Origin of the sequence: Ferrovibrio sp., from assembly GCF_025869515.1 — a bacterium.
Classification (GTDB): Bacteria; Pseudomonadota; Alphaproteobacteria; order Ferrovibrionales; family Ferrovibrionaceae; genus Ferrovibrio.
The window spans coordinates 55,029-72,804 of record NZ_JAOZVR010000017.1 but is presented as its reverse complement, the minus strand read 5'-3'; the positions used below and the strand labels follow the sequence as shown (position 1 = coordinate 72,804).

At 67.4% G+C, this 17,776-nt stretch carries 15 protein-coding genes and 1 pseudogene; 8 read left to right on the top strand and 8 right to left on the bottom strand.

Annotated elements, in window-relative coordinates:
• Window positions 1-5: 5 nt before the first annotated feature.
• Window positions 6-1,373 carry an MFS transporter gene (locus OJJ21_RS03610; RefSeq protein ID WP_297683236.1) on the bottom strand — a complete coding sequence of 456 codons (1,368 nt, stop codon included), beginning with the start codon at window positions 1,371-1,373 and terminating at the stop codon, window positions 6-8.
• A 55-nt stretch (window positions 1,374-1,428) separates the two neighbouring features.
• Between OJJ21_RS03610 and OJJ21_RS03605 the strand changes: the two genes are divergently transcribed.
• The 5 genes from OJJ21_RS03605 to OJJ21_RS03585 all read left to right on the top strand — a co-directional run bounded on the left by OJJ21_RS03605 (window position 1,429) and on the right by OJJ21_RS03585 (window position 6,318).
• Window positions 1,429-2,448: a LysR substrate-binding domain-containing protein gene (locus tag OJJ21_RS03605; protein WP_297683234.1), complete on the top strand. Its 1,020-nt coding sequence runs from the start codon at window positions 1,429-1,431 to the stop codon at window positions 2,446-2,448.
• A 180-nt stretch (window positions 2,449-2,628) separates the two neighbouring features.
• Window positions 2,629-4,449, top strand: a complete 1,821-nt coding sequence (typA, locus tag OJJ21_RS03600; protein ID WP_297683232.1) for a translational GTPase TypA — start codon at window positions 2,629-2,631, stop codon at window positions 4,447-4,449.
• Between the two features lie 23 nt (window positions 4,450-4,472).
• Window positions 4,473-4,946: an isoprenylcysteine carboxylmethyltransferase family protein gene (locus OJJ21_RS03595; RefSeq protein ID WP_297683230.1), complete on the top strand. Its 474-nt coding sequence runs from the start codon at window positions 4,473-4,475 to the stop codon at window positions 4,944-4,946.
• A 223-nt stretch (window positions 4,947-5,169) separates the two neighbouring features.
• Entirely contained in the window at window positions 5,170-5,742 is a 573-nt protein-coding gene (locus tag OJJ21_RS03590; RefSeq protein WP_297683228.1) for a response regulator, read from the top strand.
• Between the two features lie 9 nt (window positions 5,743-5,751).
• Window positions 5,752-6,318 carry a hypothetical protein gene (locus OJJ21_RS03585; RefSeq protein WP_297683227.1) on the top strand — a complete coding sequence of 189 codons (567 nt, stop codon included), beginning with the start codon at window positions 5,752-5,754 and terminating at the stop codon, window positions 6,316-6,318.
• Between the two features lie 34 nt (window positions 6,319-6,352).
• On the opposite strand, the gene OJJ21_RS03580 is transcribed toward OJJ21_RS03585, so the two are convergent.
• The gene (locus tag OJJ21_RS03580) at window positions 6,353-7,180 is read right to left on the bottom strand and encodes an SPOR domain-containing protein (RefSeq protein ID WP_297683225.1); all 828 of its coding nucleotides are present in this window, start codon (window positions 7,178-7,180) and stop codon (window positions 6,353-6,355) included.
• A gap of 83 nt (window positions 7,181-7,263) precedes the next feature.
• On the opposite strand from OJJ21_RS03580, the gene OJJ21_RS03575 reads away from it, so the two are divergent.
• Window positions 7,264-7,485 carry an acetyl-CoA carboxylase biotin carboxyl carrier protein subunit gene (locus OJJ21_RS03575; RefSeq protein ID WP_297683223.1) on the top strand — a complete coding sequence of 74 codons (222 nt, stop codon included), beginning with the start codon at window positions 7,264-7,266 and terminating at the stop codon, window positions 7,483-7,485.
• Window positions 7,486-7,563: 78 nt separating this feature from the next.
• On the opposite strand, the gene OJJ21_RS03570 is transcribed toward OJJ21_RS03575, so the two are convergent.
• The 3 genes from OJJ21_RS03570 to mtnA are packed head-to-tail and all read right to left on the bottom strand — an operon-like array spanning window position 7,564 to window position 11,289.
• A complete protein-coding gene (locus OJJ21_RS03570) occupies window positions 7,564-8,124 on the bottom strand; it encodes a septation protein A (protein WP_297683221.1) in 561 nt (186 codons plus the stop codon).
• On the bottom strand, window positions 8,121-10,175 hold the full coding sequence (locus tag OJJ21_RS03565; protein WP_297683219.1) for a bifunctional aldolase/short-chain dehydrogenase: 2,055 nt from the start codon (window positions 10,173-10,175) through the stop codon (window positions 8,121-8,123). The genes OJJ21_RS03570 and OJJ21_RS03565 overlap by 4 nt, the downstream gene beginning before the upstream one ends.
• A gap of 19 nt (window positions 10,176-10,194) precedes the next feature.
• Complete coding sequence (gene mtnA, locus OJJ21_RS03560; protein ID WP_297683217.1) at window positions 10,195-11,289, bottom strand: S-methyl-5-thioribose-1-phosphate isomerase; 1,095 nt, start codon at window positions 11,287-11,289, stop codon at window positions 10,195-10,197.
• 123 nt (window positions 11,290-11,412) lie between these two features.
• Between mtnA and OJJ21_RS03555 the strand changes: the two genes are divergently transcribed.
• On the top strand, window positions 11,413-12,582 hold the full coding sequence (locus OJJ21_RS03555; RefSeq protein WP_297683215.1) for an MFS transporter: 1,170 nt from the start codon (window positions 11,413-11,415) through the stop codon (window positions 12,580-12,582).
• Window positions 12,579-13,547 (top strand): zinc-binding dehydrogenase, encoded by a 969-nt coding sequence (locus OJJ21_RS03550; protein WP_297683213.1) that lies wholly within the window; start codon window positions 12,579-12,581, stop codon window positions 13,545-13,547. Before OJJ21_RS03555 ends, OJJ21_RS03550 begins: the two co-directional genes overlap by 4 nt.
• Window positions 13,548-13,589: 42 nt before the next feature.
• Here OJJ21_RS03550 and OJJ21_RS03545 read toward each other — a convergent pair.
• The 3 genes and pseudogenes from OJJ21_RS03545 to OJJ21_RS03535 form a co-directional block, all read right to left on the bottom strand.
• A pseudogene (locus OJJ21_RS03545) lies at window positions 13,590-15,131 on the bottom strand (ATP-binding protein); the annotation flags it as partial.
• A 361-nt stretch (window positions 15,132-15,492) separates the two neighbouring features.
• Window positions 15,493-16,623, bottom strand: a complete 1,131-nt coding sequence (locus tag OJJ21_RS03540) for a type III PLP-dependent enzyme (protein WP_297683294.1) — start codon at window positions 16,621-16,623, stop codon at window positions 15,493-15,495.
• Between the two features lie 498 nt (window positions 16,624-17,121).
• On the bottom strand, window positions 17,122-17,763 hold the full coding sequence (locus OJJ21_RS03535; RefSeq protein ID WP_297683211.1) for a FecR domain-containing protein: 642 nt from the start codon (window positions 17,761-17,763) through the stop codon (window positions 17,122-17,124).
• Window positions 17,764-17,776 lie beyond the last annotated feature (13 nt).

Here is a 17,776-nt window from a genome sequence, read left to right as displayed (position 1 = left end):
GCCGCCTAGCGCAGGGTTTTCTTCAGCGTCAGTGCCGCCGCGACCGCGCCCAGCGCCGCCGCGGCGGCCGCCACGCCGAACGCCGCCGCGAAATCGACGCCGCCCGATATGGCGCCGAGCAGCGCGATGCCGATGGCAAAGCCGGCCTGCCGCAAGGTGGTGGCCATCGCGGACGCCATGCCGGCGCGATCCGGCGGCGCCAGCGCCACCAGGGCGCCTGACACCTGCGAATTGCCGAGCCCTGCCCCGCTTGCCATCAGCAGCATGGCGCCCAGCGCAAGCCAGAGCGACGCCGCCTGCAGCACGGCCATGGCCAGCAGCGCCAGTCCGGTGGCGAGCAGCAGCATGCCGAGCGTGAAATTCGCCTGCCAGCCATAGCGCTGCGTCGCCCAGACCCCGACCGGCGGCAGGGCCAGCATCGGCAGGGTGGCCGCCAGCATGGCCAGGCCGGCCTGCTCCATGCCGAGACCGAAGGCCGCACGCAGATAGAGCGGCAGATAGATCAGCACGGCCCAGTAGCCGACCGACAGCGTGAGCAGCAGGCAGCCGATGCCGATGGCTTCGCGCCGGCGGAACAGCATCGGGTCCAGCATCGGCCTGGCGCGGCGCTTCTGCTGCCACACCAGCGCGAGGCCGAGCAGCAGGCCCGCGACCGTGGCCGCCCAGCGCCAGCGCCAGTCGCCGTCGCTGTGCAGCAGCGCCTGCACAGGCAGGGCAATCGCCAGCGTCAGCAGCAGCACACCGGGCAGATCGAGCGCGCGGCCCTCGCCGTCGCGCGATTCCGCGATCACGCGGCGCACCGCCCAGTCGCACAGGGCGCAGAGCGGCAGGTTGATCAGGAAGACCCAGCGCCAGCCGAAGCCGGCGGCGACCAGGCCGCCCAGCGTGGGGCCCAGCGCCATCGCCGCGCCGCTGGTGACGCCGATGATGCCGAAGGCGCGGGCGCGGGCAGAATTGTTCGAAGCGGGATAGGCCAGCGAGACCGCCGCCAGGCCGCCGGTGATATAAAACGCCGCGCACAGGCCCTGCAGCGCGCGGGCGAACCACAGCGACGGCCCGTCCCAGGTCAGACCGCAGAGCAGCGACGCGAGCGCGAAGCCGGCATTGCCCAGCAGCAGCATGCGGCGGCGGCCGAAACGATCGGCCAGCGCGCCGGCGGCGAACAACGCGCCGGCAAAGGCCAGGCTGTAGGCATCCATCACCCAGGCGGTGGCACTGATCGAGAAACCGAGTTCGTCGCGGATGGCCGGCAACACCACGGCGACGACGGTGACATCGAAATTGGCCAGGCTGACCGACAGCGCCAGAATCCAGGCCACGGCCATCGGATGACTGAAACCAAAACCTGCGGCGGGCCGGGCGAGATCGGACATGACGCTGCATCGCATGCCGCCGCGCGCGCCGACAGCGACAAGGCTTCACACTATCATGAATTCAATTCATACTACCGGCATGCGTCCCCTGCCGCCCTTCGACTCCCTCGTCGCCTTCGAGGCCGTGCTGCGTCACGGCAGCATGACGGCGGCGGCCGCCGAACTGGGCGTCACGCAGAGCGCGGTGAGCCATCGCCTGCGCCGGCTGGAAGGCTTCGTCGGCGTCGCGCTGCTGCTGCGCCGCCGCGCCGGACTGGTGCCGACGCCGGCCGGCGCCGCGCTGGCCGTGGGGCTGGGCGAGATTTTCGACGGCATGGCGGGGTTGCGCGAACGCTGCCGCAGCGCCGCCCGGCCGGCACGGCTGCGCGTCGGGCTCGGCGCCGCGCTGGCGCATCACTGGCTGGTGCGCCGCCTGCCGGCTTTCGCGGCCCGGCATCCCGGCATCGAGATCGAGCTGGTGATCTTCACCACCCGGGCGCAGGCGGAGGCGCGCGGCGGCGATCTCGACCTGCGCATCCTGTGGGTCAGGCCGGACGAGGCGCGCAATGCCTCCACGCAGCGGCTGCTGTTCCGCGAGCAGGTGTTTCCGGTCTGCGCGCCGGCTGTCCTGAAAAAGCCGCTGCGCGATGCGGCGCAGCTCGGCAGCCTGCCGCTGCTCTACAAGAGCGCCGAGACCAGCCTGGGCGAGGCGAAACAGGGCGCCGAATGGGAATGGAGCACCTGGTTCAGGCGGCTCGGCATCACCGCGAAGCCGAAGCCGCGCCTGCGCTTCGAGGAGATCGGCACGGCGATCGCGGCGGCGCTGGAAGGCGCCGGGGTGGCGCTCGGCCGCTCGCTGCTGGTGCATGATGCGCTGAGCGACGGCCGGCTGGTCCGGCCGCTCGGGCCGGAATGGTCGCTGCCCTCGTCCAAGGTGCATCTGGCGCGCTGGCCGGCGGCGCTGTCGGGCGACCTGCGGCTGCGCGCCTTCGTGGCCTGGCTGGCGGCGGAAGCCGAGCAGACCGTGGCGGCCGCGGCGGCCGAGTCGGCGCCGCCAGCCGCTGCCCCGGCTAAGCTGCGGGTGCGAAAGGCTTAATCAGCCATGGCCGGCGCCACATAGCTCCCCTGCGCGCCCGTCACCGCGACGCAACAAATCTGCCCTTGTAACAATCGGTCGCGGGCCGTATATACCCGGCCAACCCTAGCCGATCTAAATCTAAAAGGAATCGCGCCCGGCACCCCAACATGGGACGACCGGGCCTTTTGTGTAAGCCGCATGGAAATCCGCAATATCGCCATCATCGCCCACGTCGACCATGGCAAGACCACACTGGTCGACGCCCTGCTGCGCCAGTCCGGCTCGTTCCGCGAGAACCAGCAGGTCGCCGAGCGCGTCATGGACAGCAACGACCTGGAGCGCGAGCGCGGCATCACCATTCTCGCCAAATGCACCTCGGTCGAGTGGCACGGCACCCGCGTCAACATCGTCGACACCCCCGGCCACGCCGATTTCGGCGGTGAAGTCGAACGCATCCTGTCGATGGTGGATGGCGTGGTGCTGCTGGTGGATGCCGCCGAAGGCCCGCTGCCGCAGACCAAGTTCGTGCTCGGCAAGGCGCTCGGCCTCGGCATGCGCCCGATCGTGGTCATCAACAAGGTCGACCGCCAGGACGCCCGTCCGGTGGAAGTGCATTCCGAAGTCTTCGACCTGTTCGCCGCGCTGGATGCCAGCGAGGAGCAGCTCGATTTCCCCTGCATGTTCGCCTCGGGCCGCAGCGGCTGGGCCGATGACAGCCTGGAAGGCCCGCGCAAGGACCTCGCCCCGCTGTTCGACCTGGTCGTGCGCCATGTGCCGGCGCCGATCGCCGAGCAGAATGCGCCGTTCAAGATGCTGGTCACCACGCTGGAAGCCGACAACTTCCTCGGCCGCATCCTCACCGGCCGCATCTATTCGGGCAAGCTGAAGGTCAACACCCCGATCCATTCCCTGCGCGCCGACGGCAGCGAGATCGAAGTGGGCCGCGTCACCAAGCTGCTGGCCTTCCGCGGCATCGAGCGCGTGCCGGTGGAAGAAGCCGATGCCGGCGACATCGTCGCCATTGCCGGCCTGACCACCACCACGGTGGCCGACACCATCTGCGAACCCAGCGTCACCGAGCCGGTGCCGGCCAATCCGATCGATCCGCCGACGCTCGCCATGACCTTCTCGGTGAACAATTCCCCGTTCGCCGGCAAGGAAGGCAGCAAGGTGCAGAGCCGCGTGATCCGCGACCGCCTGCTGCGCGAAGCCGAGGGCAACGTCGCCATCCATATCCGCGAGACCGAAGAGAAGGACGCCTTCCAGGTCGCCGGCCGCGGCGAACTGCAGCTCGGCGTGCTGGTCGAAGTGATGCGCCGCGAGGGCTTCGAGCTGTCGATCAGCCGCCCGCGCGTGCTGTTCCAGAAGGACGACGACGGCAACCTGCTCGAGCCGATCGAGGAAGTGCATGTCGACGTCGACGACGCCTATACCGGCGTGGTCGTGGAAAAGATGAGCCTGCGCAAGGCCGAGCTGCGCGACATGCGTCCCTCGGGCGGCGGCAAGACCCGCATCACCTTCCATGCCCCGTCGCGCGGCCTGATCGGCTATCATGGCGAGTTCCTGACCGACACGCGCGGCACCGGCATCATGAACAAGCTGTTCCACGGCTACGGCCCGCATCGCGGTCCGATCCCCGGCCGCCGCAATGGTGTGCTGATTGCCAATGGCACCGGCGAAACCGTGGCCTATGCGCTGTGGTATATCGAGGAGCGCGGCACGCTGTTCGTCGATCCGGGCACGCCCGTGTATGAGGGCATGATCATCGGCGAGAACAGCCGCGACAACGACCTTGAAGTCAATCCGATGAAGGCCAAGCAGCTGACCAACATGCGCGCATCGGGCAAGGACGAGGCCGTGCGCCTCACCCCGCCGCGCAAGATGACGCTGGAACAGGCGATCAGCTACATCGGCGATGACGAGCTGGTGGAAGTGACGCCGAAAAGCGTGCGCATCCGCAAGAAGCTGCTCGATCCGAACGACCGCAAGCGCGCCTCGCGCGCCGCCGACGCCGCGTAAACACGCCGGACCCGGCGATTGCCATGGCACCTGCCCTGCAATCGCTGGAACTCAGGGTGCCGCCGCCGGCGGTGGTACTGATCGTTGCCACCGCCATGTGGGGCATCTCGGTTCTCGCCCCACAGGTCGCGCTGCCTGCCGAGGAGCGCATCGCGGCCGCGATCCTGATTGCGGCCGTCGCTGCCGGCTTCGGCCTCACAGGCAACCTCGCCTTCCGCCGCGTGAAAACCACCGTGAATCCGCTGCATCCCGAGCGGGCCTCGACTCTGGTACAGTCCGGCGTCTACAGGATCACGCGTAACCCGATGTATCTCGCGCTGCTTCTGTTCCTGCTGGCCTGGGCGGTCTTCCTGTCGAATGCCTGGACCTTGCCCGGGCCGCTGGCCTTCCTGCTCTACATCACCCGATTCCAGATCGTGCCGGAAGAACGCGCCCTGTCCGCCAGATTCGGCGCGGCCTATACCGCCTATTGCACCAGGGTCCGCCGCTGGCTGTGACGCGGCGGCCCTCGCGCCTGCCGACATGCTCCGTAAACGGTTGGATACGCGTGGCTTTTTCTGCCCGATCCCACTAATTAACGTTTATTACAATGCAAATAATACAACCACAGCCAGATATTCTCTTGTCGATTGCTTTCGCTTTTGAGTAAATACTATCTCAGATAGCCAAGCCTGAGTCCCCAGCTCACGCGTCCCCTGCCCCGGCCAGAGAGAGACAGCGATGACCAAACCGGCCCTGAATCTCAACAGCCTCCGCTTCCTGGTGGCGGACGGGAACAGCTACTTCCAGTCCCTGCTCTACGGCATCCTGCACGCGCTCGGCGCCCAGCATATCGCCGTGACCGGCACCGGCGACGAGGCACTGGCGCGCAGCCGCAGCGACGTGACCGACCTGCTGATCTGCGACTGGAACCTGCCGCAGCTCGACGGCTTCGACCTGGTGAAGCGCATCCGTCAGGACCGCCACAATCCGAACCGCCATACGCCGGTGATCGTGCTGACCAGCCATGCCCAGGCGCAGAATGTGGAACAGGCGCGCGACTGCGGCGCCAATTTCGTGCTGGCCAAACCGATCTCGCCGAAGCTGCTGTATGATCGCCTGCTGTGGATCGCCGAAGATCCGCGCCCCTTCGTGCTGGCGCCCGGCTATATCGGCCCCGACCGCCGCTTCAAGGACGGCCCCACCGGTGATGCCGACCGCCGCGGCACGGGACGTGACCCCGGCCAGGCCGCCGGCGTGCCGCCAATGACGGCCGAGCAGCTGCGCGCCGCCGCGCCGGCCACAGTGCACTGAGAACGCGCGATGAGCCGCAGCGAGGATGCCGCGCCGCCAACCGGGGTGGAGATCGTCAGGATCAAATCGCGCTTCGCCATGCTGGCGCTGCGCGAGGGCGGCAAGCCCGCCGCCGTGGCACTGAAGGCCGCCGACGCCTTCCTGCAGGCCGAGCGCGGCCGCTATCTCGCCTGGGTGACCGACACGCTGCGGCAGCTGGATCACACGCTGGACGAATTGCCCGGCAGCATCCCCGAGGCGCTGCAGCAGGCCTATGGCCAGGCGATGCAGATCCGCGATCTCGGCGGCACCTTCGGCGCCGCGCTGGTCACCGAGGTGGCCGACAGCCTGTGCGAGCTGCTCTACCGCCTGCATGCGGCCGGACTGTACAATGCCGCCGCCATCGCCACGCATCAGTCGGTGCTGCGGCTGGTCTGCATGGCGGACCAGGCGCGCGCCACGCCGGATGGCATCGCCGAACTGGTGGCCGGTCTGAAGCAGATCGTGGCGCGGTTTCCGCGGCCGCAGCCGCCGGTCAAGCCCGCAGCGGATCAGACGGTGGCAGCGCAGACGGCAACGGCGCAGACGCCGCACTGACTGGTCTGACCGACGGTCTGGCCGATGGTCTGGCCTAGTCCTTCACGGATGCGCAGTAGCGCGTCGAGGAGCGGATTTTCGCGCAGGCGGCATCGGCATCCTTGCGCTCGGCAAAGCCGACCAGCACGAGCCGCGCAAACGACCCGCGGCTGGGCGTATCGACCCATTCGACCTGCGGATCGAACTGGCCGTAGAGCGCCTGGTTGCCGCGCAGCAGCTCCTGCCATTCGTTGATCGCCGCCGATTCCGTGCGATGCGAGGCGAGATGCGCGCGCCAGCCGGTGATTTCGGCGCCGGCCATGTTCTTCATGCTGCCGGCCATGGCCGGCGGTTCCGGCACCGCACCGGTGGCGGCGGCCATCTTCTGCTGCTCCATCGCCAGTTTGGGATCGTCGGCCGCGGCGGGCGACGGTTTGTAACCGGCCGGCAGGCCCGGCGCGCCGGCGACCACCATCGGCGCAGCTCCGGGCGGCACTGCGGCCGAGGATGAGGATGTCCCGGCAGCCGGACGGTTCGCGGCCGCGCGCGGCATCGGTGCGGCCGGCTTGCTGCCCGGCGCCGGTGCCTTCGCCGCGGCCAGCCTGTCGGCCTGCATCCGCGCCGCCTCGGCCTCGGCGGCGAGCTTCTCCGGGTCCTGGTAATTGACCGGCGCGGTGTTGCCCTGCTGGCTGGCGCTGCCGGACGTGGCGCGCTGCGCCGCCCAGTTGGCCTGCGACACGCTGCCCGGCGGCGGCATCGGCGTTTCGGGACGCGGCGGATCGACCGGATACATGCCGAGTTCCATCTGCGTGCGCTGCCAGGCCTCGCAGCCGGCCAGCAGGCCGGCGGCCAGAATCAGGGCTATGACGTTACGGCAGCGCATCGACTCGATCCTCATGGGCTGCATTTTAGGCTGACGCGGCGAGCAGGGCCAAGGTAGAAACGTGGTTAAGACAAGGAGGATGCATGCCCGTATTCGACATCAAGGCCGACGTCACCGGCAAGGTCTGGAAGCTGGAGGCCGCCGTCGGCGCCAGCCTGGCCGCCGGCGAGGTCGTGATGATCCTGGAATCGATGAAGATGGAGATTCCGGTCGAGGCGCCGAAAGCGGGCCGGCTGGCCGCGATCAGCGTGGCCGAAGGCGACAGCGTCAAGGAAGGCCAGGTGCTGGCGAAACTCGAGGTCTGAGGCATCTCGACGGCATGAGATCCTCGGGTCAAGCCCGAGGATGACGGCAAAGGGGATTGAGGCTCAGTCTTCGCGCACTCAGTCTTCTCTGGGCCGGTGACGGATGATCAGCGGCGTCTGCGCCAGCATGAAGGCCACGGTCAGCCCGATCAGGCCGAAGACCTTGAAGGCGACCCAGACATCCGTGCTCTGGGTGCGCCAGACGATCTCGTTCAGGCCCGCCATGGCGGCGAAGAACAGGCCGAGCCGCAGGGTCAGCTTGCGCCAGCCGTTCTCCGTCATCTGCAGCGATGTGCCCAGCACATACTGCAGCGGGTGCCGGTTGATGGCATAGCCGCCGAGCAGGATCACGGCGAAGATCGCATTGACGATGGTCGGCTTCAGCTTGATGAAGGTCTCGTCCTGCAGCCACAGCGTCAGGCCGCCGAAGATGCCGACCACCAGCGCGGTGACCAGCGGCATCATCGGCAGGCGGCGCAGGAAAACCAGCGACAGCAGCAGGCCCACCGCCGTCGCCGCCAGCAGCACCGCCGTGGCCGGCAGCAGGCCCTCGGCGGTATAGACGATGAAGAACAGCCCGAGCGGTCCGTATTCGGTGGCCGGCTTGAGCCAGCGCGGTGCCGTGCGGCCGGCGCTCACCGCAAGGCCGCCGCGATATTGCCGCCATCCACCGTGGCAACCGCCGCCGTGGTCTTGGCCGCCAGCGCCAGCTGCACGAAGGCCTGCGCCACATCGGCCGCCTTCACCTCGCGCGCCAGAAGATTGCCCGACATGTAATCCTTCTCGCTGACGCCGCGCGCCTTCGACCGTTTGGCCACCATCTCATCGGTGAGCAGGCCGGAACGGATGCGATCGGCATTCACGGCAGATGAGCGGATGCCCTGCGCGCCGTAATCCAGCGCATATTGCCGCGACAGGAACAGCGTCGCCGCCTTGGGCAGACCGTATGGCCCGAAATCGGGGCCGGGATTAACCGCCTGTTTCGAGGCATTGAACAGCAGGCAGCCGCCGGTCTTCTGCTGCAGCATGATCTTCACGGCAGTCTGCGCCACCGACTGGTGGCTGAAGAAATTCAGCTCGAAACTCTGGCGCAGCAGCGCGTCGGAGACCTCGCCGATCCTGCCACCCCAGGCATTGCCGGCATTGGAGACGACGATATCGACGCCGCCGAAATGCTGCACGACTTTCGCAAACGCCGCCTGCACGGCGGCCGGCTTCGTGACATCGCAACTGATCCCGATGCCGCCAAGTTTTTTCGCCACGGCCGCCGCCTTCTCGCCATCGAGATCGAACACCGCCACTTCGGCGCCCTCGGCGGCGAAGGCTTTCGCGGTGGCGGCGCCGATGGCCCCGGCCCCGCCGGTGACCACCACGACCTGGCGCGCCAGCGGCTTCTCGGCCCCCTTGCCCAGTTTGGCCTGCTCCAGCGACCAGTATTCGACATCGAAAATGTCGCGTTCCCGGATGCTGGTGAAGCGGCCGATGGCCTCGGCTTTGGTGATGATGCTGACCGCCATCTCGGCGACATCGCCGGCGATCACCGCATCCTTGCGCGTCTTGCCGACGCCGACCAGGCCGAGGCCGGGAATCAGCAGCGCGCGCGGCATCGGATCGAGCATGATCTTCTGCGGCTTGGCTTTGGCATTGTGGCGCTCGAAATAGGCTTTGTATTTCTTGATATAGGTCTCGACGGCCTTCTGCGCGGCGGCGGTAAAGGCATCGAGCTTGCCGGCTTCCGGTGCGGGCAACACCAGCGGCCAGGGTTTGGTGCGGATCACGTGGTCGGGCGTCACCGTGCCGGCCTGGCTGTAGCGCATCACATCCTTGCCGCGCGCGAAGGCCTGGATCTCGGCGCTGTCGCGCAGGTTGAACACCCAGCGCGTGACGGCGCCATCGGCATCCTGCGGAATGCTGAGCAGGCCGCGCAGGATCGGCAGCACGTCTTCCGCCGCCGCGACCGTCTTCGGCAGCGCCCTGCCCGGCGCGAAGACGGTCTTCTTCCCCTTCGCCAGATGGCGCTCGGCCTTCGAGACGAATTCGATCATCAGGTCATAGGCGTCCTTCGCCGTCTCGGCGAAGGTGAAGATGCCATGCTTGAGCAGGATCAGACCCTGGCACTCCGGATTGGCATTGAAAGCCGCGGCGGCCTTCTTGGCGAGGCCGAAGCCCGGCATCTCGTAATCCACCAGTGCGACGCGGTTGCCATAGAGCTTGCGGCAGATCGCATCGCCGTCGGGCTGGTCGGTGATCGCCAGCACGGCCGAGGCATGGGTATGGTCGATAAACTTGTGCGGCAGGAAGGCGTGGAACAGCGTCTCGACCGAGGGATTCGGCGATGTGCTGTCGAGCAGGTTGCAGCGCTGGATGTTGACCATGTCCTCGTCGGTCAGATTTTTAAGCGCGATCAGCTCCTGCAGCGGCTTGAGCTTCACCGCCGGCAGCCCCGGCGGCTCGATCACCGCCATGTCCCAGCCCGAACCCTTGACGCAGAGCACATCCACCGGCCGGCCGAGCGGGTCGGGCATCTGCGTCTTCACCGAGGTATTGCCGCCGCCATGCTGCACCAGGTCCGGCACGCCGCCGAGCAGGCGCGTGGTATAGGTGCGCAAAGCCAGATCCTTATTCACGCCCTGTTTCGCGTAATGCGCGATGGCGGCCTTGGCGTCGCGGTCGGACCAGAGATTTTTCATGGGGCAATCCTAACGGTAATCAGGCGAATTCGGGATAGAGCTTGGTGAGGCCGGACTCACTCGCGGCGCAGACGCCACGTTCGGTGACCAGGCCGGTGACGAGGCGCGACGGGGTGACGTCGAAGCCGAAATTCGCCGCCCTGCTGCCTTCCGGCGTGATGGTCACCGGCACCACCTCGCCGGATGCGGTGCGGCCGCTCATCACGGTGACCTCTTCCTGGGCGCGTTCCTCGATGGGGATTTCCTTGACGCCGTCGCGGGTCGTCCAGTCGATGGTGGAATGCGGCAGCGCCACATAGAAGGGCACGCCGTTGTCATGGGCGGCCAGCGCCTTGAGGTAGGTGCCGATCTTGTTGCAGACATCGCCTTCGCGCGTGGTGCGATCGGTGCCGACGATACACATGTCGACCTGGCCATGCTGCATCAGGTGGCCGCCGGCATTGTCGACGATCACGGTATGCGGCACACCGTGGCTGTTCAGCTCCCAGGCGGTGAGCGAGGCGCCCTGGTTGCGCGGGCGCGTCTCGTCGACCCAGACATGTACCGGAATGCCCTTGTCATGCGCCTTGTAGATTGGCGCGATGGCGGTGCCCCAGTCCACCGTGGCCAGCCAGCCGGCATTGCAGTGGGTGAGAATGTTGATACTGCGTTTGCGACCGGCCTTCTCGTAGAGGTCTTCGATGATCTTCAGGCCATGGTCGCCGATCGCCGAACAGGTGGCGGCATCGTCGTCGGCGATCTCGGCGGCGACCTTGTAGGCTGTCGCGGCGCGCTGTTCCGTTGGCTGGTTGTGCAGCGCGTTGCGCACGCGATCCAGCGCCCATTTCAGGTTGATCGCGGTCGGCCGCGTCGCGTTGATGACGGCATAGGCCTGGTCGAGCATGGCATCCGACGGGTCGGCGCGCATCGCCAGCGCCAGGCCATAGGCGCCGGTGGCGCCAATCAGCGGCGCGCCGCGCACCACCATCGCCTTGATCGCATGGGCGGCCTCTTCCCAGGTTGACAGACTGGTGGTGACGAAGGCATGCGGCAGCCGGGTCTGGTCGATGATGCCGACCGACCAGCCATCGGAGTTGACCCAGATTGTGCGGTAGGCTACGCCCTTAACCTTCATGTCTCGCCCTTTGAAAAGCGGCCCGAAAATCGCGCGGAAAGTAACGGACCCGGCCCTGCGGAGCAATGCCGGACGCCGGCCTAAACCGCCTTGTCACACAGGTTTCGCCCCAGGTAGCGCCTGATGGTGCCGGTTCTGCTGCTGACCGTGGTGGTGGACCTGATCGGCTTCGGCCTGATCCTGCCATTATTGCCATTTTACGCGATCCATTACGGCGCCTCGCCCTTCACGGTGGCGCTGCTCTCGGTGGTGTTTTCCGTGGCCCAGTTCCTCGCCGCGCCGCTGATGGGCAGCCTGTCCGACCGGCTGGGCCGGCGACCGGTTTTCCTCGGTTGCATGCTGCTGAGCATCATCGGCTATTTCAGCCTCGCCTTCGCCGACAGCCTGCTGACCATCTTTCTCGCCCGCATCGTCACCGGCATCGGCGGCTCCAAGGTCGGCGTGGCCCAGGCGATCATCGCCGACAGCACGCCGCCGGAGCAGCGCGCCCGCGGCATGGGCCTGATTGGCGGTGCCTTCGGCATCGGCATGATCCTGGGGCCGGTGATCGGCGGCCTGCTCATCGGCCCCGATCCGGAACACCCGCATTACCAGCTGCCGATCCTGGCGGCGGCCGGCACCTCCAGCCTGGCGCTGCTGTTCGCCATCCTCAAGGTGCGCGAGACGCATCCGCCACAGCCGGGCCTGCGCGTGCAGCTGTGGAGCAATCCGCTGGCCGAACTGCCGCTGCTCGGCCGCACCGTGGTGGTGCTGCTCCTGGTCAGCTTCGCGATCAACTTCGTCTTCTCGCAGATCGAGACGCTGTTCCCGCTGTTCGTCGCCGCCCGGCTCGACTGGCATGCCTACGAGGTCGGGCTGGCTTTCACCTTCATCGGCACCATCGTGCTGACCGTGCAGGGCATCCTGATCGGACCGCTGACGCGCCGCTTCGGCGAGGCGCGGCTGCTGACATACGGGATGCTCAGCCTGGCGGCCGGCTGCGCCATGGCGCATCTGGTCACCGATACCGCGATGATCGCGCTCTCGATCCTGCTGACCGCGTCCGGCGTCGCCACCGTCAATCCCAGCATCAGCAGCATGGTCTCGCGCAACGCCGATCCGATGCGCCAGGGCGCCGCCATGGGCAGCATGCAGTCGCTCGGCGCGCTCGGCCGCACGCTGGGTCCGGCCTGGGGCGGCTGGCTGTTCGGCCATATCGGCATCAACATCGCCTACTGGATCGGCGGCGTGATCCTGCTGGTGACGCTGGCGCTGGCCTGGCGCACCATCCATCCGAAGCCCGCCGCTCCATGAGCGCCACCTACCGCGCCATGCTGTGCCGCCGCCTCGGCCCGCCCGACGTGCTGGAGCCGGCCGAGCTGCCGCGCCGGGCGCTGCAGCCCGGCGAGGTGCGCATCGCCGTGCACGCTACCGGCGTCAATTTCCCCGACCTGCTGCAGGTGGCCGGCGACTACCAGCACAGGCCGCCGCTGCCCTTCGTGCCGGGCTTCGAGGCCGCCGGCGAGATCACCGAACTGGCCGGCGATGTCCGGAACTGGCAGGCCGGTGATGCCGTGCTGCTGCGCGGTACCGGCGCCTATGCCGAAGAGATGGTGGCGCCAGCAGCGACCCTGCTGCCCAAGCCGGCGGACTGGAGCTGGGACGAGGCCGCCGCCTTTCCGGTGGCGGCCGCGACCGCCTGGGTGGCGCTGCTCTGGCGCGGGCGGCTGCTGCGCGGTGAGACGCTTCTGGTGCTCGGCGCCGGCGGCGGCACCGGGCTGGCGGCGGTGGCGCTCGGCGCGCAGGCCGGCGCGCGGGTTGTCGCCGTGGCATCATCAGCGGAGAAACGCGAGGCCGCGCTGGCGGCCGGCGCCACGGTCGCCCTCGATCCCGCCATCGCCGGCTGGGAACAGGGTCTGCAGGCGGAGGTCGTGTTCGATCCGGTCGGCGGCGAGATGTTCAGTACGGCCTGGCGCGCGCTGAAGCCGGGCGGTCGCTGGCTGGTGGTCGGCTTTGCCGGCGGCGGCATCCCGCGCCCGCCCGCCAACCGCCTGCTGCTGAAGGAAGCCGAGCTGATCGGCGTGCGGGCCGGCGAGCAGGCCCGCCGCGATCCGCTGGCCGCCAGGGCGCTGAAAACCGGTCTGCGCGACTGGCTAGTCGGCAGCGAGGGGCGACGTCCGCTGATCGGGGCCATCTATCGGCTTGATGAAGCTGCCGCCGCCCTGCGCCGGCTGGCTGACCGCAACGCCGTCGGTAAACTGGTTCTGCGCCCCCGCTAGCAGTCCGGCCAGCGGTCCCGGGCGGTGGCGTTCCGGCGGCAGCGTGACGCTGACCATGGTGCCCTCGCCCAGCTTGCTCTCGATATACAATTCGCCGCCATGCAGATCGACCAGGCTGCGCGACAGCGACAGGCCCAGCCCGGTGCCCTCATGGCTGCGCGACAGCGCATTGGCCACCTGGCTGAACGGCTGCTGCACCCGCTCGATATCCTCTTCGGCGATGCCGATGCCGGTATCGGTCACGGCGACTTCCAGGCTGCCATCGGGCTGCAGCGTGCAGCGGATTTCGACGCTGCCGCCCTGCGGCGTGAATTTCACCGCATTGCTGATCAGGTTGATCCAGACCTGGCGCAGGCGGCGCATGTCGCCCCACAGCGCCGGCGACGGATCGGGCAGCCGCCTGGTGATGGTGATGCGGTTGGTGGCGGCGCGCTCGCGCACCAGCAGCAGCGCGGCCTCCAGGCTTTCGTTCAGGTCGATCCATTCCTCGTCCAGCGTCATCTTGCCGGATTCGACCTTGGCCATGTCGAGGATGTCGTTGATCAGGGCCAGCAGATGCTCGCCGCTCTGCACGATGTCGCGGCAGTATTCGCGATACTTGGCATTGCCGAGCGGGCCCATCATCTCGTCGAGCAGCACCTGGCTGAAGCCGAGAATGGCATTCAGCGGCGTGCGCAGTTCATGGCTCATATTGGCCAGGAAGTCGGACTTGGCGCGGTTGGCCTCCTCGGCCTGTTCCTTGGCCAGCATGAGCTGCTGTTCGTTGCGGCGCTGCAGGCTGACATCGCGGAACATGCCCTCGATCATCACCAGGCTGCCGGATTCATCGGTGACGCGGCGCAATGTCTTCGAGACCCAGACCGGACTGCCGTCGCGGCGGCGCATTTCGGAACGGAAGTCGCGCGCCAGGCCGTGGCGCTCCAGATGCTTGATCAGTTCCTTGCGGCGCTCGGGATTCACATAAAGCTGCTCGCCGGCTCGGGTCACGGTGGCCAGCATCTCTTCAGGCGAAGAGAAACCGAAAATGGCGGCACCGGCGCGGTTGATCGCCAGCACGCGGCCTTCCGGCGTCACCTGCACGATGCCTTCATGCACGTTGTCGAAAATCTGGCGGTATTTGGCCTCGGCCTGGCGCAGGCGAATCTGCGCCCGTTTGCGCACGGTGATATCGGTGAAGACCGAGACATAGCCGATGCTGCCATTGCTGGACGGCAGGCGGCGCCAGTCGAAATTCAGCCAGGTGCCGTCGGTCAGCCGCACTTCCTGCTTGCGGTCGGCGCGGGTCGAGGCATCGATATAGGCATTGATCCAGGCCGAGGCTTCCTCGGCGCGGATGGTCAGCACGCCGCGCGATACCAGCAGGCCGAGGAATTCCTGCGCCGGCATGCCGACACGCAGCAGATGCTCGGGCAGGCCGAACAGTTCGGGCAGGCGGCGGTTGATCTCCACCAGGTTGGGACCGGCATCCCAGACGGCGAAACCCTCGCCCATGGTGTCCAGCGCGGCATGCAGCAGGTGGTTTTCGGTGGCAACGGCTTCCGGGCTTTCGTCCACCGCATCGCGATGGCGCGCCAGCGCGGCCATGAATCTGTCTTCACCGAATGGCGGCTGTGTCACCGCTTTCCCCCTGCCCGCAGGCTCCCGCACGAAGCGGGCGGGCCTGCCGTCCAACGGCACTGCAACCGCTGCATCCCACCGAGCTCCCGACCTGTTAAGCCGATTCTTATCGTTTTACGCGTTTTTCGAGCGCGAAAGTGTGCACACAGGCCGCGCCTCGCCGCAACAGGAAATCGGCGATTTCACAGGCGGGATCGACCTTTAGATAAGCAGCAGTTGGGCATTACCCCAGCGTTATGCATATGCAGGTAGCAAAACCCACGAAAAAAGGCCGGCCGCTGATGCGGCCGGCCCTTTCGAACCCACGCGGAACCGTCGAAACGCTTGCTTAGATGCAGTAGCTCTTCAGCGGCGGAAAGCCGTTGAAGCCGACCGACGAATAGGTCGTCGTATAGGCCCCGGTGGACAGGATCTGAATCTTGTCGCCGACTTCCAGCGCCAGCGGCATCTGGTATTCGGCCTTCTCATACAGGATGTCGGCGCTGTCGCAGCTCGGGCCGGCGAGTGATACCGGGCCGGTCGGCCCGCCGTCGCGCGGCGTCACGATGCGGTACTTGATCGCCTCGTCCATGGTCTCGGCCAGGCCGGAGAACTTGCCGATATCGAGATAGACCCAGCGACGGTCGTCGTCGTAATCCTTCTCGGAAATCAGCACGACTTCCGCCTGGATCACGCCGGCATCGCCGACCAGACCGCGGCCCGGCTCGATGATCATTTCGGGGATGTTGTTGCCGAAATGGTTGGTCATCGCATCGCTGATGGCCTGGGCATAGGCCTCCAGCATCGGGATATCGGTGCGATACTTCGCCGGGAAGCCGCCGCCGAGATTGACCATGCGCAGGTCGACATCGGCCTGCTGCAGGATGGTGAACATCTGCGCGACCTGGGCGACAGCCTTGTCCCACTGGTTCAGGTCGGTCTGCTGCGAGCCGACATGGAAGGAGATGCCATAGGGGTCGAGACCCAGCTCACGCGCCTTGACCAGCAGGTCGGCGGCCATGCGCGGGGCGCAGCCGAATTTCTTCGACAGCGGCCATTCGGCGCCTTCGCATTCCATCAGCACGCGGCAGAACACCTGCGAGCCCGGCGCCAGTTCGGCCAGCTTCTGCAGCTCGCAGAGCGAGTCGAAGGCATAGAGCCGCACGCCGCGCTCGTAGGCCCAGGCGATGTCGCGCTTCTTCTTGATGGTGTTGCCGAACGAGATGCGGTCGGGCGTCACGCCCTGCGACATGCACTGCTCGATTTCGTTCGCCGAGGCGGTGTCGAAATTCGAGCCCAGGGCGCGCAGGCGGCGCAGGATTTCCGGCGCCGGATTGGCCTTGATCGCGTAGTAGACCTTGGCCAGCGGCAGCAGGCGGCGCAGTTCGCGGTAATTCTGTTCGATCACGTCCACGTCGACGACGAGGAACGGCTCGGTGTCCTTCGCCTCGGCGAGGAACTTCTGCATCTTTTGGGTAATCTGACCCTGCTCAATACGCTTTTGCGAGCTGCGTCGCAGACGGGTATTGGTGCGGCCACCATTGGCTGCAAGCATCGAAACCTCCCTCTCGGACCGGCTTTGAACCGGCACAGCTCAAGCGCTGTGCGACCAAAAAGGACGCGTTCGTCGTTGCATAACCTGCCAGGGGCCATCGGCACGTGCGGGTGCGTCGTTGAAGCGGTATTTACAACATCTCCCCCCCATTGCAATAGGAAATTGCCCCGGGGGGAAATTTTTTTGCCGGCGCCGTGCTTTACGTGTCACAGCCGCGCTGCGTCGCGGCGACAGAGCAGCACGAGAAAAGCCGCATGAATTGCGGCTTTTCTGCATCCCGGTGCTGTTGTGAAAGCGGTGTCGTCGGCGCTGCCGGCGGCTTAAAATTTTGGGGTCGGGGGGGGGGCGGGGCGGCCCGGCCGCGCCGCGCGCCGGGGGGGCCGCCGGCCGCCGCGGCGACTCCGGCGCGCGAGTCTGGCGCGCTCAGCGCAGGGCGATCTGGCCCATCAGGCCGATGAAATCCTGCAGGCGCTGCGGCGACAGCGGCGCCGGCTGGCTGGGCGCATTCAGGCCGGTCAGCCGGGTGTAGTCGCCGATCTTGTCCAGCTTCACCGGCGGACCCGCCAGGCCGGCAACCTCGACGCGGCCGACGCTCAGCATGGCGATCTCGGTGCTGTCGGGCAGGATGCGGCCGGCCACGGTGGCGGCCTTCACCGTCACGGTGCCGCCCGGCAGCACGACATAAACGTTGCCCGGATTGGCGGAATCGAGGTGAAAACTGCCGCGTTCGAGCCGCAGCACCACGCGGTCGGCGGCGAATTCATCCACCGTGATGACGCTGTTGGGGCCGATGATGACGGTGGTGCGGTCGTCCAGGGTGAATTTCACGCCCGAACCGGGGCCGCTGGCGAGACGGTTGCCAAGCACGATCGGCAGCCCGCGCCGGCTTTCCTGGCCGACCACCCGGGGCACCGGGGCGACCACGGCGATCGGCGTGACCGCCAGTGCGGGTTCGGAGGCCGCGCGGGCATTGCCGGCCCAGGCAGCGGCGGCCAGACCGGCGGCAGCGGCAACAGTCAGAGTCATTGTGACGCGCAGAGCGCGACGAAGCAGGATGGCAGCCATGACGCGGCACCTC